At 52.7% G+C, this 16,262-nt stretch carries 15 protein-coding genes and 1 tRNA gene; 9 read left to right on the top strand and 7 right to left on the bottom strand.

The genetic code is table 11. The annotated features are described in order from the left end of the window. The first annotated feature begins 12 nt into the window (after nucleotides 1-12). The 8 genes from acpP (at nucleotide 13) to B5F29_RS07785 (ending at nucleotide 9,404) form a co-directional block, all read left to right on the top strand. Nucleotides 13-243, top strand: coding sequence for an acyl carrier protein (gene acpP / locus B5F29_RS07820; protein ID WP_087154069.1), 231 nt, complete (start codon nucleotides 13-15; stop codon nucleotides 241-243). A 52-nt stretch (nucleotides 244-295) separates the two neighbouring features. Then, nucleotides 296-985 carry a ribonuclease III gene (gene rnc, locus B5F29_RS07815; RefSeq protein WP_087154068.1) on the top strand — a complete coding sequence of 230 codons (690 nt, stop codon included), beginning with the start codon at nucleotides 296-298 and terminating at the stop codon, nucleotides 983-985. 15 nt (nucleotides 986-1,000) lie between these two features. Further along, complete coding sequence (gene smc / locus B5F29_RS07810) at nucleotides 1,001-4,561, top strand: chromosome segregation protein SMC (RefSeq protein WP_087154067.1); 3,561 nt, start codon at nucleotides 1,001-1,003, stop codon at nucleotides 4,559-4,561. Between the two features lie 12 nt (nucleotides 4,562-4,573). After that, nucleotides 4,574-5,509, top strand: coding sequence for a signal recognition particle-docking protein FtsY (gene ftsY / locus B5F29_RS07805; RefSeq protein ID WP_087154066.1), 936 nt, complete (start codon nucleotides 4,574-4,576; stop codon nucleotides 5,507-5,509). An 86-nt stretch (nucleotides 5,510-5,595) separates the two neighbouring features. Further along, nucleotides 5,596-6,807 (top strand): threonine ammonia-lyase, encoded by a 1,212-nt coding sequence (ilvA, locus tag B5F29_RS07800; RefSeq protein ID WP_087154065.1) that lies wholly within the window; start codon nucleotides 5,596-5,598, stop codon nucleotides 6,805-6,807. A gap of 20 nt (nucleotides 6,808-6,827) precedes the next feature. Continuing rightward, nucleotides 6,828-8,150, top strand: a complete 1,323-nt coding sequence (locus B5F29_RS07795; RefSeq protein ID WP_087154064.1) for a homoserine dehydrogenase — start codon at nucleotides 6,828-6,830, stop codon at nucleotides 8,148-8,150. 87 nt (nucleotides 8,151-8,237) lie between these two features. Continuing rightward, nucleotides 8,238-8,549: a thioredoxin family protein gene (locus B5F29_RS07790; RefSeq protein ID WP_162608384.1), complete on the top strand. Its 312-nt coding sequence runs from the start codon at nucleotides 8,238-8,240 to the stop codon at nucleotides 8,547-8,549. 93 nt (nucleotides 8,550-8,642) lie between these two features. Further along, entirely contained in the window at nucleotides 8,643-9,404 is a 762-nt protein-coding gene (locus B5F29_RS07785; RefSeq protein ID WP_087154062.1) for a tRNA lysidine(34) synthetase, read from the top strand. Here B5F29_RS07785 and B5F29_RS07780 read toward each other — a convergent pair. The 4 genes from B5F29_RS07780 to B5F29_RS07765 are packed head-to-tail and all read right to left on the bottom strand — an operon-like array spanning nucleotide 9,371 to nucleotide 12,967. After that, nucleotides 9,371-10,138: an inositol monophosphatase family protein gene (locus B5F29_RS07780; protein ID WP_087154061.1), complete on the bottom strand. Its 768-nt coding sequence runs from the start codon at nucleotides 10,136-10,138 to the stop codon at nucleotides 9,371-9,373. The two genes, B5F29_RS07785 and B5F29_RS07780, sit on opposite strands and share 34 nt — an antisense overlap. A 12-nt stretch (nucleotides 10,139-10,150) precedes the next feature. Next, nucleotides 10,151-10,978: a TrmH family RNA methyltransferase gene (locus B5F29_RS07775; RefSeq protein ID WP_087154060.1), complete on the bottom strand. Its 828-nt coding sequence runs from the start codon at nucleotides 10,976-10,978 to the stop codon at nucleotides 10,151-10,153. Nucleotides 10,979-10,988: 10 nt separating this feature from the next. Next, entirely contained in the window at nucleotides 10,989-11,414 is a 426-nt protein-coding gene (locus B5F29_RS07770; protein ID WP_087154138.1) for a hypothetical protein, read from the bottom strand. A gap of 26 nt (nucleotides 11,415-11,440) precedes the next feature. After that, nucleotides 11,441-12,967, bottom strand: coding sequence for a Y-family DNA polymerase (locus B5F29_RS07765; protein ID WP_087154059.1), 1,527 nt, complete (start codon nucleotides 12,965-12,967; stop codon nucleotides 11,441-11,443). A 326-nt stretch (nucleotides 12,968-13,293) separates the two neighbouring features. On the opposite strand from B5F29_RS07765, the gene B5F29_RS07760 reads away from it, so the two are divergent. Next, nucleotides 13,294-13,369: transfer RNA gene (locus B5F29_RS07760), tRNA-Ala, on the top strand. A 54-nt stretch (nucleotides 13,370-13,423) separates the two neighbouring features. Here B5F29_RS07760 and B5F29_RS07755 read toward each other — a convergent pair. The 3 genes from B5F29_RS07755 to B5F29_RS07740 all read right to left on the bottom strand — a co-directional run bounded on the left by B5F29_RS07755 (nucleotide 13,424) and on the right by B5F29_RS07740 (nucleotide 16,209). Beyond that, on the bottom strand, nucleotides 13,424-15,046 hold the full coding sequence (locus B5F29_RS07755) for a recombinase family protein (protein WP_015574134.1): 1,623 nt from the start codon (nucleotides 15,044-15,046) through the stop codon (nucleotides 13,424-13,426). Between the two features lie 72 nt (nucleotides 15,047-15,118). Next, nucleotides 15,119-15,337 (bottom strand): hypothetical protein, encoded by a 219-nt coding sequence (locus tag B5F29_RS07750; protein ID WP_015574135.1) that lies wholly within the window; start codon nucleotides 15,335-15,337, stop codon nucleotides 15,119-15,121. Nucleotides 15,338-15,789: 452 nt separating this feature from the next. Next, nucleotides 15,790-16,209: a sigma-70 family RNA polymerase sigma factor gene (locus B5F29_RS07740; protein ID WP_015574136.1), complete on the bottom strand. Its 420-nt coding sequence runs from the start codon at nucleotides 16,207-16,209 to the stop codon at nucleotides 15,790-15,792. Nucleotides 16,210-16,262 lie beyond the last annotated feature (53 nt).

Raw genomic sequence — 16,262 nt, 5'->3', positions numbered from 1 at the left:
AGGAATGAAAGCATGGAATTTGAAAAATTAAAAGAGATCATCGCGGAAGTTTTGAATGTAGACGCGGATGAAATCACGATGGACACTACATTTGTGGACGATCTGGGAGCAGATTCCCTGGATATTTTTCAGATTATTATGGGCATCGAAGAAGAGTTTGACATCGAAATTTCCAATGAGGATGCGGAGAAGATCGTATCGGTCGGGGATGCAGTAGAGCAGATTAAAAATGCAATAAACTAGATGGATACCCGCAGCTTGCTGCGGGTCTTTCATATTACAGAAGGAGAGTTCCATGAAGGAGAATACGCTTCTAAAAGAACTGGAAGAGAAGATCGGATATCGGTTTCAGAATCCGGCTCTTCTCACACAGGCTATGAGCCACAGCTCTTATGTAAACGAGAGACATATGGGTAAGCTCTTATCCAATGAGCGGCTGGAATTTCTGGGGGACGCGGTACTGGAGCTGGTGACCAGCGAATTTTTATATATAAAATATCCTCAGATGCCGGAAGGAGACGCGACGAAGACCCGCGCGAGCCTGGTGTGCGAGCAGAGCCTGGCACTTTGTGCGAAGGAGATCGGCCTCGGCAGATATATCTATCTGGGAAAAGGAGAAGAAGCCGGAGGAGGAAGAGAACGTCCGTCTATCACTTCAGACGCATGCGAAGCGCTGATCGGCGCAATTTATCTGGACGGTGGTTTTACTAGCGCAAAAGAATTTATTCTGAAATTCATACTGAATGATCTGGAAAATAAAAAACTCTTTTATGATAGTAAGACCATTCTTCAGGAGCGGATCCAGGCATGTCACGCGGAGCGGCTGCACTATGAGCTGATCCGTGAAGATGGGCCGGATCACCGGAAACTGTTCGTAGTACAGGCCCTGCTGGGCGATCAGGTAATCGGCGAGGGCAGCGGGCGGACCAAGAAGGCGGCGGAGCAGGCGGCAGCCTACAATGCATTGACAGAAAATGGCAGATAGAACAGGAATGGGTGCATGTATTTAAAAAGTATCGAGGTGCAGGGATTCAAATCCTTTGCAAATAAAATTGTATTTGATTTCCATAACGGGATTACAGGCATCGTGGGTCCTAACGGTTCAGGAAAAAGCAATGTGGCCGACGCGGTGCGCTGGGTGCTGGGAGAGCAGCGCGTAAAGCAGCTGCGCGGAGGCACCATGCAGGACGTTATATTCTCCGGTACAGAGAACCGGAAGCCGCTGAGCTATGCTTTTGTATCGATTACGCTGGACAATGCGGATCATCAGCTTCCGGTAGCTTATGAAGAAGTAACTGTCGCCAGGAGGTTATATCGGTCGGGGGAAAGTGAATATCTTTTAAATGGATCTGTATGCAGGCTGAAAGATGTACAGGAGCTGTTCTATGATACAGGTATAGGAAAAGAAGGCTATTCCCTGATCGGTCAGGGACAGATCGACCGGATTCTGAGTACAAAGCCGGAAGAATCCAGAGAACTGTTTGACGAGGCGACCGGCATCGTCAAGTTTAAAAAGAGGAAAAAAACCGCTGAGAAAAAACTGGAAGATGAACACCAGAATCTGCTGAGGGTCAGCGATATTTTAAGCGAGCTGGAGAAACAGCTGGGACCGTTGGAGCGGCAGGCGGAGAAGGCCAGAGAATACCTGAAAAAAAGAGAGACTCTGAAGAAATATGAAGTCCAGGCTTTCTTGATGGAAATGGAAAGTATCCGGTCGCAGGTGCAGAAGCTGGAAGCTGCAGAGACGACTGCCCGAAACGATCTGGCAGAGACCACGCAGGCATTTGAGAATACCCGGATAGAGTACGACAGGATCGAAAAAGAGCTGGAGGGAGTCGAGCACAGGATCGACGCCGCCAAAGAAGAAGCTTCCGCTGCCCGTGTGGAAAAACAGCAGTTAAAAGGCCAGATCGCGGTGCTGAAAGAACAGATGAAATCTGCCCAGTCCAGCGGCAAACATTTTCGGGAGCGGATGGAAGGGATCGAAGCCGATCTTGCCGGACGCCGGGAAGAAAAAGAACGGACCCTTGCGGAAAAAGAGGATCTGGATCTGCAGCTCTCCCAGGCTCAGAAGATACAAAAAGAGGCGGAAGAGACGCTGGCGGCCATCCAGCAGCGGCTGTCCGACTGCCAGACCAATATAGAAAACAGTAAGAATGAGATTATTTCAGTGCTGAATCAGCGCTCTTCCATCAAAGGAAAGATTCAGCGTTACGACGCCATGGCGGAACAGATCCAGATCCGCAAGGCGGAGGTGGATCAGAAGCTGATCAAGATGAAGAGCGAAGAGATGGGACAGGAGGAACTGCTGTCGGAAGAACGGGAGAAACTTCGCGTCATTCAGCAGGAACTGAAAGAAAAGAATGAGGAACGTGCCGGGATCGAAGGACAGATCGCGGAACTGCAGCAGCAGATCACGATCTGCCGGAAACGCGTGGAAGACGGACAGACGGTCTACCACCGTGAGGCATCGAGGCTGGAATCCCTGCAGAATCTGGCAGAGAGATATGACGGTTACGGCGGCAGTATCCGCCGGGTCATGGAACAGAGAGAAAAGGTGCCGGGGATCTGCGGTGTGGTGGCGGATCTGATCCAGACAGAGCAAAAATATGAGACTGCCGTGGAGACAGCCCTGGGCGGCAGTATCCAGAATGTGGTTACCGAAGACGAAGAGACGGCCAAGCAAATGATCCGGTTCCTGAAGCAGAACCGGTACGGACGGGTGACATTCCTGCCTCTGACGGCGGTCAAGCACCCGCCCTCTTTCGGCCAGCCGCAGGCGCTGAAGGAAGAAGGCGTCATCGGCCTGGCACATACGCTGGTCAGGTCGGAGGAACGTTACCAGAATATTCTGGCGCAGCTTCTCGGAAGAACCGTGGTGGTGGAGCACATCGACCATGCCGTGGCTTTGCAGCGAAAATACCGTTACAGCCTGCGTATCGTGACGCTGGAGGGAGAATCTCTGAATCCCGGAGGTTCCATGACAGGTGGTTCTTTCCGCAGCAACAGCAGTCTTTTAAGCCGGAACCGTGAGATCGAAGAACTGAAAGGAAAGGCGGAACGCCTGAAAAGAGAACTGGAGGACACCAGGAAAAAGTTGGTGGAGCTTCAGAACGAGAGAAGCAGATGCTATTCCATCCTGGATCAGGGGGCGGCTCAGCTGCAGGAAATCCGGGTGAAAGAAAATACTGCCAGGATGAATGTGGAGCAGCTGGAGGAGCAGAAGCGATCGTCCGGGGCAGGGATGGAACAGCTCCAGAAAGAAAGTCTGGAACTGGAACGTCAGAGCGGAGAGATCCGTGAATTGAAAGAAGCGAACCGGAAAGAACTGAAAGACTCGGAAGATATGGAGAAAGCACATACTTTCGCGGTGGAGACTTATCAGAAACGCCTGGAAGAGGAGCAGTCAAGGGAAGAAGAAGCGTCGAAACTGGTAGAGACCTATCATCTGGATACGGCGTCCTTACTTCAGAAAGCAGAGTTCAACAGGGCCGGCCTGGAGCGTATCGAAGGAGAACTGGAGAAGCTCCTGCATGAGAAAGAGGAACTGTCCAGGAATGTGCAGCAGGCGGAAGAAGATACGAAGAGCAGGGAAGAAGGCGCGTCGGCTCTTCAGGAGCGTATGAATGAAATCGATGAGCGAATCAGCGCCCTGGAAGAAAAGACCGTACAGCTTCAGAAAGAAAAAGAAGAACAGACTGCCTCCCATAAATCTTTTTTCGGCAAAAGAGAAGAATTGTCTGCCCGCATGAATAATCTGGACAAGGAACTGTTCCGGATAGGCAGTCAGAAAGAAAAACTGGATGAAAATTCCGAGACGCTCATGAATCATATGTGGGAAGAATATGAGTTGACCTATAACGCCGCGCTGCCGCTTCGCGATACCGCATATGCAAGTCTTTCCGAACTGAAGAAAAACTGCGGTACCGTAAAAGAAGAGATCAAAGAACTGGGCAATGTGAATGTCAACGCCATTGACGACTATAAGGAAGTGTCGGAACGCTTCGCATTCATGGACGGCCAGAAGAATGATCTGCAGGAGGCGGAAGCGGCGCTGAAAAATGTGATTCAGGAACTGGACGGAGGCATGAAAAAACAGTTCCGGGAGCAGTTCCAGCTGATTCAGAAAGAGTTTGACAAAGCGTTTAAGGAACTGTTCGGAGGCGGACGGGGCACGCTGGAGCTGATCGATGAGGAAGACGTGCTGGAATCAGGAATCCGCATCATTTCACAGCCGCCCGGAAAGAAACTGCAGAATATGATGCAACTTTCCGGAGGAGAAAAGGCGCTTACCGCCATCGCCTTGTTGTTCGCGATCCAGAATCTAAAGCCGTCGCCTTTCTGTCTTCTGGATGAGATAGAAGCGGCGCTGGATGATTCCAATGTGGTGCGCTTCGCGAAATACTTACATAAACTGACTGAGCATACACAGTTTATTGTGATCACGCACCGGCGTGGCACGATGAATGCGGCTGACCGCCTGTACGGAATCACCATGCAGGAAAAAGGAGTGTCCACTCTGGTATCCGTCAGCCTGATAGAAAATGACCTGGACAAATAGGAGGTGCCTTTTATGGCTGAAGAAAAGAAAGGCTTTTTCAGACGTCTGGCAGATGGCCTGACGAAAACAAGAAATAACATCGTATCCGGCATGGATGCGATTTTCAGCGGATTTTCGGATATTGACGATGATTTCTACGATGAGATCGAAGAGATCCTGGTCATGGGCGACATCGGGATCAACGCCACTACGGCGATTATCGAGAACCTGAAAAAGAAGGTAAAAGAACAGCATATCAAGAAGCCGGAAGAGTGTAAGCAGCTGCTGATCAACAGTATCAAGGAGCAGATGCAGGTGGGAGACACCGCGTATGAATTTGAGCACAGGACTTCCGTAGTGCTGGTTATCGGTGTCAACGGCGTAGGAAAAACCACTTCCGTAGGAAAACTGGCCGGAAAGCTGAAAGACCAGGGACGAAAAGTGATCGTGGGAGCGGCGGACACCTTCCGCGCGGCGGCAGGGGAACAGCTGGCCGAGTGGGCGAACCGTGCCGGCGTGGAGCTGATCCGCGGAAGTGAAGGCGCGGATCCCGCTTCTGTGGTTTACGATGCCGTCTGCGCGGCAAAAGCCAGAAAAGCGGACGTACTTCTGATCGATACGGCAGGACGTCTTCATAATAAGAAAAATCTGATGGAGGAATTGAAAAAGATCAACCGCATCATTGAGCGGGAGTATCCGGAGGCGTACAGAGAGACGCTGGTAGTGCTGGACGGCACCACAGGGCAGAATGCTCTGGAACAGGCGCGGCAGTTCGGCGAAGCGGCGGACCTGACCGGCATTATACTTACAAAGCTGGATGGGACGGCCAAAGGAGGCATCGCCGTGGCGATCCAGTCGGAGCTGAATGTCCCGGTGAAATATATCGGGGTCGGAGAACATATCGACGACCTGCAGAAATTTGACGCAGACGCATTTGTGAACGCTCTGTTTCTGTCGGACGACGTGTAGAGAAGTATATATGTCTATGACGGAGAACGGTTCAACATAAGAAGGGCGGTTCCGCAAACCCGCCCGTACAGCAAGGGAGAACAAACATGATGACTTTGGAAAAATTTGAAAAGGCCTGCGAAGTAGTGGGCCGGGTGACGACAGAAACCCATCTGATGTACAGCCAGTATTTCAGCGACCAGTCCGGCTGCAAAGTGTATCTGAAGCCGGAAAACATGCAGAAAACAGGCGCATTCAAGATCCGCGGCGCTTACTACAAGATCAGCACCCTGACAGACGAAGAGAGGAAAAAAGGCCTGATCACGGCTTCGGCAGGAAATCATGCCCAGGGCGTGGCCTATGCCGCGAAACAGTACGGCTGCAAGGCGGTCATTGTTATGCCGACGGTTACACCGCTGCTCAAGGTGAATCATACCAAAGAGTACGGGGCTGAAGTGGTGCTTTATGGAAACGATTATGACGAGGCGTGCGCGCATGCTTATGAACTGGCGAAAGAGCACGGATATACTATGATTCATCCTTTTGACGATCTGGACGTGGCTACCGGACAGGGAACGATCTCTATGGAGATTTTCAAAGAGCTCCCGCTGGTGGATTATATTCTGGTGCCGATTGGAGGCGGCGGACTGGCGGCAGGCGTTGCCACGCTGGCCAAGATGCTGAATCCAAAGATCAAAGTGATTGGTGTGGAACCCGCCGGAGCCAACTGTATGGAGCAGTCTCTGGCAAAAGGAGAGGTGGTCTGCCTGCCTCACAGCAGTACCATCGCGGACGGCACCGCGGTGAGAGAACCCGGCAAGAGTATCTTCCCGTATATCCAGAAAAACATCGACAGAGTGATCTCTGTGGAGGACGACGAACTGGTCGTCGCGTTCCTGGACATGGTGGAAAATCATAAGATGATCGTAGAAAATTCGGGGCTTCTCAGTGTGGCGGCGCTGAAACATCTGAATGCGAAAAACAAAAAAGTGGTCTGTATCTTAAGCGGAGGCAACATGGATATCATCACCATGTCTTCGGTGGTACAGCTTGGACTGATTCAGAGAGACCGGATCTTTACGGTGTCGGTGCGTCTTCCGGATAAGCCGGGCGAGCTGGTGAAAGTGGCTTCAATCATCGCTCAGGAGCAGGGCAATGTAATCCGGCTGGATCATAATCAGTTTGTGAGCACCAACCGTCTGGCTGCAGTAGAGCTGAAGGTAACGATCGAGGCTTTCGGAACAGAACATAAAGACCGGATCATCGGCGCGCTGGAAAAGGCCGGATACAGCCCGAAACAGGTAAGGACGGTTCTGTAAACAGAGACTTAGGAGGAAAGATGCGTTTGGAAAAGAAGAGTGGAATGCGGATCAGAGCGGCTCTTTTGGGGCTGGGAACGGTAGGCGGAGGCGTCTACAAACTGATGCAGAGAAGAAAAGAGGAACTTCCGCTGAGGATTCATCAGGCGGATCTGGACATCAAAAAGATACTGGTAAAAAATCTGACAAAAAAGAGAGAAGGAGTTCCTCAGGAGATTCTGACCGACGACTGGGAGAGTATTGTGAACGATCCTGAGATCGATATTGTGATCGAACTGATGGGAGGCATAGAACCTGCCCGTACCTATATCCGGCAGGCGCTGGAAGCGGGCAAACATGTGGTGACCGCCAACAAGGACCTGATGGCGGAATACGGCGGAGAGCTTCTGGACCTGGCGGAGCTGCATCACTGTGATCTGATGTTCGAGGCCGCGGTGGGCGGCGGTATTCCGATTATCCGTCCGCTGAAAGAGTGTCTGGAAGGAAACGAGATCACGGAAGTCATGGGAATTGTCAACGGAACCACCAACTATATTCTGACCAAGATGACTCGGGAAGGGATGGATTTCGCGGACGCGCTGAAAAAAGCGCAGGAACTGGGCTATGCGGAGGCAGATCCTACCTCTGATGTGGAGGGTCTGGACGCCGGCCGTAAAATGGCGATTCTGGCTTCTATTGCATTCCATTCCCGAGTGAAATTCGACGACGTGGAAGTGAAGGGGATCACAAAGATCACCGCAAAGGATATCCGGTATGCGAAGGAATTCGGATACACATTGAAACTTCTGGGCGTGGCGAGGAATACAGGAGGCGGAATCGAGGTGGGCGTATTTCCGATGATGATTCCGTCCAGCCATCCGCTGGCCAATGTAAACGATTCATTTAACGCCGTATTTGTTCACGGGGACGCGGTGGATGACGTGATGTTCCAGGGCAGAGGCGCCGGAGAATTCCCAACTGCCAGCGCGGTGATGGGCGATGTGGTGGCCGTGGCGCGCAATCTGGTGTACGGATGCTGCGGAAGACTGGGCTGCGGCTGTTACCGGAGTCTTCCGATCCGTGATTCCGGAGAGTCCAAGCACAAATATTTCCTGAGACTGGTGGTGGAAGACCGTACGGGCATCCTGGCCGGCGTGGCCGGCGTGCTGGGCAACAACGGAGTCAGTATTCATCAGGTGCTTCAGAAGCCTGCGGTAAACGGCGTGGCAGAACTGGTGGTTGTGACCGATCAGGTAGAAAACCGTCATTTGAACGACGCGCTTGTGATTTTTGAACAGATGTCCATGATCCGGGAAGTGGCGTCGGTGATCCGCGTATATACGGTAAAAACACAGGAAAACTGAACGAATGCCGCGGTGGCGGATATTCCCTGCGTATTTACGGCAGAATCGGGCATGCTTTTTGTGTGTGGTTCAGAAAGGAGAATGCCAATGGAAATCCCAAAGATTACCGGAGACCATTTTCAGGCTGAAGTGACAGGCGCGGGGCGTCCGGTCCTGCTGGAGTTTTATCAGGAAGGATGTCAGGCCTGCGAAGCACAGCTCCCGATTCTGGAGCAGGCGGCAGAAGAAGCCTGCGACGTAAAATTCTGCCGGGTGGATGCCGGGGAAGAACCGGAACTGGCAGACAGATACGGCGTGACGGAATTCCCTGCCATGCTGATCCTGAACGGGGAGAAAATTTTCCGGAAAGTTACAGGGCGGCAGACGTTGGAAACCGTGCTGGAATATCTGGAAATGTAATATACGAAGTTTGAAGTAGGGCTGCCGCAAAAACGCGGCGGCCTTATTTCGGCCGCGCGGCAAGAAACCGCAGGGCCGAATGGGGAGAGAAGTATGACAGAACAGAAGCTTTTAAGCCTGGTGCGCCAGGCCGTGGAAAGATACCGGATGGTTCAGGCCGGCGATAAAATCGCGGTGGGCGTATCCGGAGGGAAGGACAGTCTGACGCTTTTGTACGCATTGTCGAGGCTGGCTTCTTTTTATCCCGAGCCTTTCTCTGTCTGCGCGGTCTGCGTGGATCTGGGGATGGAAGGCGCGGATTTTGCGGGCATAAAAGAATTTGCCGGAAAACTGGATGTGGAGCTGAAGATTGTCGCCACTCAGATCGGACAGATCGTGCTTCGGGAACGTAAAGAGAGCAATCCATGTTCCCTGTGCGCCAAGATGAGGAAGGGAGCGCTGGTGAAAGAAGCGCTGGATATGGGATGCAACAAGATCGCCTATGCGCACCACAAAGATGATTTTGTGGAGACCATGCTCATGTCCCTGATCTTTCAGGGAAGGTTCTACGCTTTTCCACCGGTTACCTGGTTTGAGGATACCGGTCTTCAGATCCTGCGTCCGCTGATGCTGGCGGAGGAAAGGCAGGTACGGTCATTCTGCCGGAAATATGAGATCCCGGTTATGAAAAGTCCCTGCCCGGTGGACGGGACCACCAGCAGGGCGTACGCCAAAGAATTGCTGGAGCAGATCTGCATGGAACATCCGGGCGCGAAAGACCGGATGTTCCATGCGCTGACAGAGGGAAAGATCGAAGACTGGCCTCCGGCATTTTCCGGGAATCAACGGGGGAGGAAAGAACGCAGTTCTTCGTAAATCTCCGGCGTGGCGGCCAGAATGCAGGAATTGGCCAGGCAGGAGACCGGACGGGCGTTCCAGTCGGTGATCCTGCCGCCTGCTTCCTCGATGATCAGGGAAGCGGCCGCGTAATCCCAGGCTTTCAGGTTATACTCCAGGAAACCGTCCACCCGTCCGGCTGCCACGTAGCAAAGATCCAGAGCGGCGGAGGCGCTTCGCCGGAAGTCCGCCGTATGGATGAATATGTTCCGGAATATAGGAAAGAGCATATCCGCTTTCTCTTTCTCGTAAGGACTGGATCCGAAAGAGATGATACAGGTGTCAAAGGCATCCCGGTGAGAAACTTTGATCGGCACGCCGTCCAGCCAGGCTCCCTGTCCTCGGACAGCGTGAAAAGTCTCTTCGGTAAAAGGATTGTAGACGACTGCCTGTACCATTTGTCTGTTCTCATAGAGTCCCAGAGATACGGCGCTCATCTGATAGTCATGGATCAGGTTGGTGGTGCCGTCGATGGGATCCAGTACCCAGTAGGAGCCGTCGGGCGTAAGATCCCGGTTTTCCTGTTCTTCGGAGAGGAGGCGTGCCTCCGGGGATTTCTGCGCCAGTTCCCTGCGAAGATATTCCTGCACGGCAAAATCTACCTTTGTCACATAGTCTGCGGCGCCTTTTACAGTGACCGAATGCGCCATGTCTTTATCCATGATAATGTCTTTGGTGCTGTGCACCAGATCGATCAGTTCTTTATGGTTCATAAAAATCTCCTCCTAAATATCGTATTTTCTTCCCAACTGCCAGAAAGCGACGGCGCTGGCGGCGGCCACATTCAGAGAATCGACTCCGTGTGCCATGGGGATACAGATCGTGTAGTCGCATCCTTCGATGGTGGCGTTTTTAAGTCCGTCGCCTTCTGTGCCCAGGATGACGGCAAGCTTTTCTTCCTTCATGAGACGCGGATCATCGATCCGAATGGTCTCGGAGCGCAGCGCCATGGCGGCGGTCCGGAAGCCCAGATCTTTCAGAAGATGGATACCTTTCTCAGGCCAGGCAGGCGAGCGGTCCAGGAAAGTCCAGGGAATCTGGAAAACCGTCCCCATACTTACACGGACGGCTCTGCGGTACAGCGGGTCGCTGCTGTCCGGAGTGAGAAGTACCGCATCCATATGCAGAGCGGCAGCAGACCGGAAAATGGCGCCCACGTTGGTGGGATTCATGACATGCTCCAGGACGGCGATCCTTCCGGCATTTTTGCAGACATCCTCGACCGACGGCAGGGACCTGCGGCGCATGGCGCACAGCATTCCTCTGGTCAGGGGAAATCCGGTGAGCTGCTTCAACACTTCAAACGGCGCGGTATAGACGGGAACCTTATCAAGACGGGAAAGAATCCCCATGGTCTGGGGATCGGAGGCGTTTTCTTCCATCAGTGCCGATATGGGAATATATCCGGCGTCCAGGGCCCGTCCGATGACCCGGGGACTCTCGGCGATAAAGAGACTTTCCCCTTCCAGGTTTAAAAGCTGCCGTTCCGATAACCGGGCGTAGATATCCAGTTCCGGCGCGGCAAAGTCTGTGATTTTGATCTCATTTAACATGCGTATTTCCTTATTTTAGAATTTCAATCTCTATAATCTCGTCCAGCGGAATCCGGGTACCGTCCGCCATGACTACTGTATTTTCGAAGGGCAGGATCTTCTTCACCTGCCCGGAGAGAGTCCGGTAGGAACCGCCCTCCTTATGAATATCCGGAACGAACCAGGTAAAAGCGGCAGAGGGCTCTTCGTCCAGTCGTTCCTGCAGGAGCATGATCTTTTCATTGAGAAGATCCGCTTCTGCCTCATCCAGTTCGATGCGCCGGTCCGTGAGTCTGGCAGTCTCGCGGATGGCCGCGCTGTGTCCGTTCAGCGCCGAGAACGGAGCGAACTGCGCGGCCCGGTCCCGCATGGACATATGCGGATGAACTGAAGATACATGGTGAGGAAGCCGGATGATGTCGTCGTACCGGCGGGAATCGTCGGATCCATGCTGCATAGAATACTCCTTTCTGAAGGCCTGCGTCATGCCTTGTGACCGCCGATCTGCTGGTTGCGCTCCACGGCGGTTGCGCCTTCTTCCAGATTGATGCCCTTTAAAATGGCGTTTTTGCCGAACTTTTTCTGGATCTCCAGCACTGCTTTCTGCATCTTCTGTTCCCGTTCCAGTATGCGTTCTTTTTCTTCCCTTTCTTTTTGCAGGGCTTCATAATCCGTGAAAAGATCCATCTGCTCATAGGTTTCTCCCACAGACACAGAGGAAGCGGATACGATGCGGTTGGCGGAAAGGCTGAGCCTGCGGACCAGCAGTTTCCGGTTTACGATGCGGTCAAAAAGGGCTGTGGCCGCGTCGGTCATCAATATCGAAGAGGAAGTATGGCAGTCCAGATTGGCAGTCCCGTGGGCGTGCTTGGGGATCCGGCGTCCGTAACGGTCTACGGTCACTTCTCCCTGATACTGGTTCCGGATATTCGGATCCGACAGGTTTTCTATGTCGTAACCGATCGTCAGGACCAGCTGGTCGGTGACAAGTCCTTTGTCCACCAGATTCAAAGCCAGAGAGTCTACCATCTCCCGGAGGACCAGACGGGCTTTATCAAAGGAGTAAGGACATTGAAGCACCTGTCCGGAGACGATGCTGTTTGTATCCGGTTTATAGGATTTGATATCGGCCAGGGTACAGGGTTCCCAGCCCCAGGCATGGTCGATCAGCAGTTCCGCATTTACACCGAAAAGCCGGTAGAGCAGTTCTTCATTATAATAGTCGGCATCAGAACCCAGGGAACACCGGGCGATATCCCCCATGGTATAGAGACCGCATCCTTCCAGTTTCCGGGCATATCCCCTGCCTACCCTCCAGAAGTCAGTCAGAGGACGGTGTGACCACAGCATGCGCCGGTAACTCATTTCGTCCAGCTCCGCGATGCGTACGCCGTACCGGTCAGGCGCGATGTGTTTTGCCACGATGTCCATGGCGATCTTGCAGAGATACAGATTGGTGCCGATCCCGGCGGTGGCGGTGATCCCTGTGGTCTCTAAAACATCCCGGATTATTTTGACCGCCAGTTCCCTGGCGGTGAGTCCGTAAGTTTTCAGATACTGGGTGGCATCGATCATCACCTCGTCGATGGAGTATACATGCATGTCTTCCGGGGCGATATATTTTAGATAGACGTTATAGATCCGGGTACTGTACTCAATATAATATGCCATGCGCGGAGGCGCTGTGATATAGGATACTGCCAGGGAAGGGTCGGACTTCAGCGCGGTGTCGTCAAAGGATTCGCCCAGGAACCGTCTTCCGGGCGCCTGCCCTCTGCGTCTGGCATTGACTTCCTTCACTTTCTGTACCACTTCAAAAAGCCGGGCCCGGCCGGAGATGCCGTAAGCTTTCAGGGACGGGGACACTGCCAGACAGATCGTCTTCTCGGTCCGGCTTTCGTCCGCCACGACCAGGTTGGTCGTAAGAGGATTGAGCCCGCGCTCCATACATTCCACAGAAGCATAGAAAGACTTCAGGTCAATGGCGATATAAACATGTTCTGACGGCACGGCGCATTCCTCCTTTCTGTATACGGTACTTATTATAATAATGTGCGGGGAAAGTTTCAAGGGAACTTATCCGGGAACAGGGCTGAAAAATGCTTGTAACATCTCTGAGAGCGTAGTATAATATACGAAAAGTATCAGTTCTGGGAGGAGTGCGGTACGCCGTATCGCCAGTGTCTAGGTTCACACACAGAGATTATCCCGTAGAACACTTGGCGGCTGATACTCTTAAAAATACGGGGATATAGCTCAGTTGGGAGCCCGGTTGAAGCGGTAAACAACCCCCGTACAGGGAACATAAAAATTAAACATCACAATCTCTCTTATCTGGGGGTATAGCTCAGCTGGGAGAGCGCTTGAATGGCATTCAAGAGGTCAGCGGTTCGATCCCGCTTATCTCCACCATCACCAAGAGATTGTGAACGAAAACCTCACTTCTTCGGAAGTGGGGTTTTTGCTTTATGCAGCGATGGCAACGATGTCCATGCCCATGCTGAACTGCTCAAAGTCAATGTTAAAGTCGATATGCAACTTGTAGTCCCGGTAGACCTCCACCCGCTTGATAAGGCAGTTGACGATCATTTTCTTTGCCTCCATGCTGGCGGTGTCGTACATATCAGCCCAAGAGATAATGTCATCGTATTGGGCGTTCAAGTGTTCCAGCACAGCCTGTCCTTCGTCATAGGCCAGTTGCGCCGCCTCAAGCTGCTGCTGAACTTCGAGACATTTTGTCTCACAGTCAGAAATCAGAGAGCCGAGCAAGTCCTGCGAAAAAGCACTTTCGCCGCGCAGGGATTTAATGACCTCGGCCTTCAGCATATTCAGCTCGGCAGATACTTTTGTATGTTCGGCCCGGATGCTGCGGAGCAGCGCTTTCCGTTCCTCCATCTTTTCTTTGTATCGGATATTGACGATCTCACTTTTGGGGACAGCTTTCATACGCTCAAAGATCTGTCGCACCACCTTATCAATGATGCCGTCAAGGGTATGTGCCGTGTACCCGGTCTGACCGTCACATTCCGTTTGCTTGCGGGTTTTGCCGTAGCAGATATACCGTACACGCTTTACAATGCGGTTTGGATCGTCCTTGCAGGGATAAGCCTTGCCGTTTGTGGTGAGTGAGAGCCGGGAGCCACAATGACCACAAAACACATTCCCGGCCAGCAGGGACTGGCCTCGGGTGTTGAGAGGAACACGGCGCTCCTGTTCGGCAGAATTGGCACGGGAAGTGCGGATATGCTGTGCGGCCTCAAAGAGTTCCGGCGGGATAATCTGCAAGTGCAGCAGCACTTGGGATCGGCTATCGCCGCTGCGGAGTACGCCGGTATAGGTGAGGTTGCAGATGATACCCCGGATGCTGGCGTGGTGCCACATCTTACCCGACCTTGCCCGATACCCGAGCTTATTCAGATAGGTGGCGATCCGCTGGGCTCCGTAGCCCTCATGCACATACTTGTCAAAGATAATCCGCACCACAGCGGCCTCGGCCTCGTTGACAACCAGCTCATAAACCTCATGCTTTCGCTTGTTGAAGCGGCCACTTTTTACGAGATCGTAGCCGTAGGGAGCAAGCCCGCCTTTGAAACCGCCGTCCTCGACAAGCTGGCCGAGGGCGGTTTTTGTGCGGATAGAAGTCTTTTCGCTTTCACCGTCAGCTTGCCAGAAGCGGATATAGTTGGTGAGTTTGTCGGTGTGGGTATCAAAACGCTGCTCACCCTCTTGGGTACTCCATACCCGGATGCCGTTCTTGACAAACCATTCCACCACAAAGGGCGTTTCGTCAGCGATACGCCCGATGCGGTCAAACATGAACACCAGCAGAATATCGAACTTGCCCTGCTTGGCCCGTTCTTTGATGATTTGGAGTTTGTCGCGGTTTTCGGCCCGTACCTTGTGGCCGGATACGCCGTCCTCCTGTTCTTCGTGAACAATCGTCCAGCCCATCTTTTCACAGAAGCGGTGGCACTCTCTGCGCTGCATGGGGATGTCGGCTTGGCTTTTATCGTCATAGTCCACTTGCTTGTCGGTGGACACTCTATACAAACAGTCAACGCGAGTTCCGATAAGAATGTTATTTTCCATATTGATCCGTCCTTTCATTTGTCATAAGGGCAAACCAAAAGAGCGAATCAATACGCGGGAGATATGAACTTTTCAAGGTACATAGGGGCTACCCCCACTATTATTATCGCTCCGATTGGGGTGGATTGCAAGGATGTCGCCGTGGGTATGCTTGGCGGCATTGTTGGCAAAAGAGGATAGCAAAATCTGTTTCACATGGCCGAGGGCCGTTGTGTTTCTGCTATCGGCAAAGGTAGCGGATATTTGATAACCGTCAATGGCGAAAGTGGTTAATTCTCTTGTGCGCTCCATAGATGACCTCCTTCACAAATGGCGTAGAACTGATTGATCCCCGTTGTCTGTTGGGGAAACACGAAAAGGCGGCACCCGCGATTGGGTGTCGCCCTTTTGCCTTTCTCCACATTGGGACAATTTGTCTCGAAGTTAGAATAAGGAGCGCCGCGCTCATTTTCTTGGCCCGTCATAAGACAGCTATACTCGGCGCGACGCTCCTTGCTGGGGTGGTGCGGCAGCTCCGGGGGACAGGCTGCCAGCCTGTCCACTCGCGGATCGTGGCCGTGGGGTGGCAAGTCCCCACTTGCGGCGTTGGTGTGGATCGCTCGTCCTCCGTGTTGGAGAAGTCCTGGCGCACCCGCCGCCCGGCTCCTCGCACTATGCCCGGAGCCGCCGCTATTCAGTTGTGGAGAGGATCAACTCCTCTCATATACCAAGGACATTTGGAAGATGTTTTTTAACCCCCTACATCAAACATTTTGCAAATATTTTTTCATGGACTTCAAACCCTGCTGGATAGATTTATGTACGGCGGCCACGCTTACGCCATCGGCCTCGGCAACCTCAGTCATGCTCTTGCCTTCAATGATACAGGCATCAATGCGAAGCCCCTGCGTTTCGGGCAAAGTGTTCAGCGCGTTCCACAGATCGCAGAAACGCTCCATGCGCTCCAGCAGCTCCTGCGGGGTCGGCTCGGAAAGGCAGGCAGAGTATTCGATCCCATCATCACAGTCGAGGGAATACTGTGCCTTATTGCGGATTATCCGCCGCTGGTAGGCAGCCTCATACAGCTTGTCGGCCCGCAGCTCGGCGGCCACTTCATCGGAAACTTCGATATATTCATCATGGGTGTGCCAAGAGTAAAAGTCCTTCAGATTGATAGTAGTCATTATATTTTCCTCCGTTCAGATTTTTGTTGTGGGTGGACGATCTGAACGGGGGA

The organism is Lachnoclostridium sp. An196 (assembly GCF_002160135.1).
Lineage (GTDB): Bacteria > Bacillota > Clostridia > Lachnospirales > Lachnospiraceae > Hominiventricola > Hominiventricola avistercoris.
Note: the sequence above shows the minus strand (reverse complement) of the source record. Positions and strands in the feature narration are given on the sequence as shown.

Excerpts from the sequence above, each read along its gene's own strand:
- B5F29_RS07780 (WP_087154061.1), bottom strand. The coding sequence starts at position 10,138 with ATGAACCATAAAGAACTGATCGATCTGGTGCACAGCACCAAAGACATT.
- B5F29_RS07755 (WP_015574134.1), bottom strand. The coding sequence starts at position 15,046 with ATGGAAAATAACATTCTTATCGGAACTCGCGTTGACTGTTTGTATAGA.
- acpP (WP_087154069.1), top strand. The coding sequence starts at position 13 with ATGGAATTTGAAAAATTAAAAGAGATCATCGCGGAAGTTTTGAATGTA.
- B5F29_RS07790 (WP_162608384.1), top strand. The coding sequence starts at position 8,238 with ATGGAAATCCCAAAGATTACCGGAGACCATTTTCAGGCTGAAGTGACA.
- ilvA (WP_087154065.1), top strand. The coding sequence starts at position 5,596 with ATGATGACTTTGGAAAAATTTGAAAAGGCCTGCGAAGTAGTGGGCCGG.
- smc (WP_087154067.1), top strand. The coding sequence starts at position 1,001 with ATGTATTTAAAAAGTATCGAGGTGCAGGGATTCAAATCCTTTGCAAAT.
- B5F29_RS07785 (WP_087154062.1), top strand. The coding sequence starts at position 8,643 with ATGACAGAACAGAAGCTTTTAAGCCTGGTGCGCCAGGCCGTGGAAAGA.
- B5F29_RS07775 (WP_087154060.1), bottom strand. The coding sequence starts at position 10,978 with ATGTTAAATGAGATCAAAATCACAGACTTTGCCGCGCCGGAACTGGAT.
- ftsY (WP_087154066.1), top strand. The coding sequence starts at position 4,574 with ATGGCTGAAGAAAAGAAAGGCTTTTTCAGACGTCTGGCAGATGGCCTG.
- B5F29_RS07750 (WP_015574135.1), bottom strand. The coding sequence starts at position 15,337 with ATGGAGCGCACAAGAGAATTAACCACTTTCGCCATTGACGGTTATCAA.
- B5F29_RS07795 (WP_087154064.1), top strand. The coding sequence starts at position 6,828 with ATGCGTTTGGAAAAGAAGAGTGGAATGCGGATCAGAGCGGCTCTTTTG.
- B5F29_RS07770 (WP_087154138.1), bottom strand. The coding sequence starts at position 11,414 with ATGCAGCATGGATCCGACGATTCCCGCCGGTACGACGACATCATCCGG.
- rnc (WP_087154068.1), top strand. The coding sequence starts at position 296 with ATGAAGGAGAATACGCTTCTAAAAGAACTGGAAGAGAAGATCGGATAT.
- B5F29_RS07740 (WP_015574136.1), bottom strand. The coding sequence starts at position 16,209 with ATGACTACTATCAATCTGAAGGACTTTTACTCTTGGCACACCCATGAT.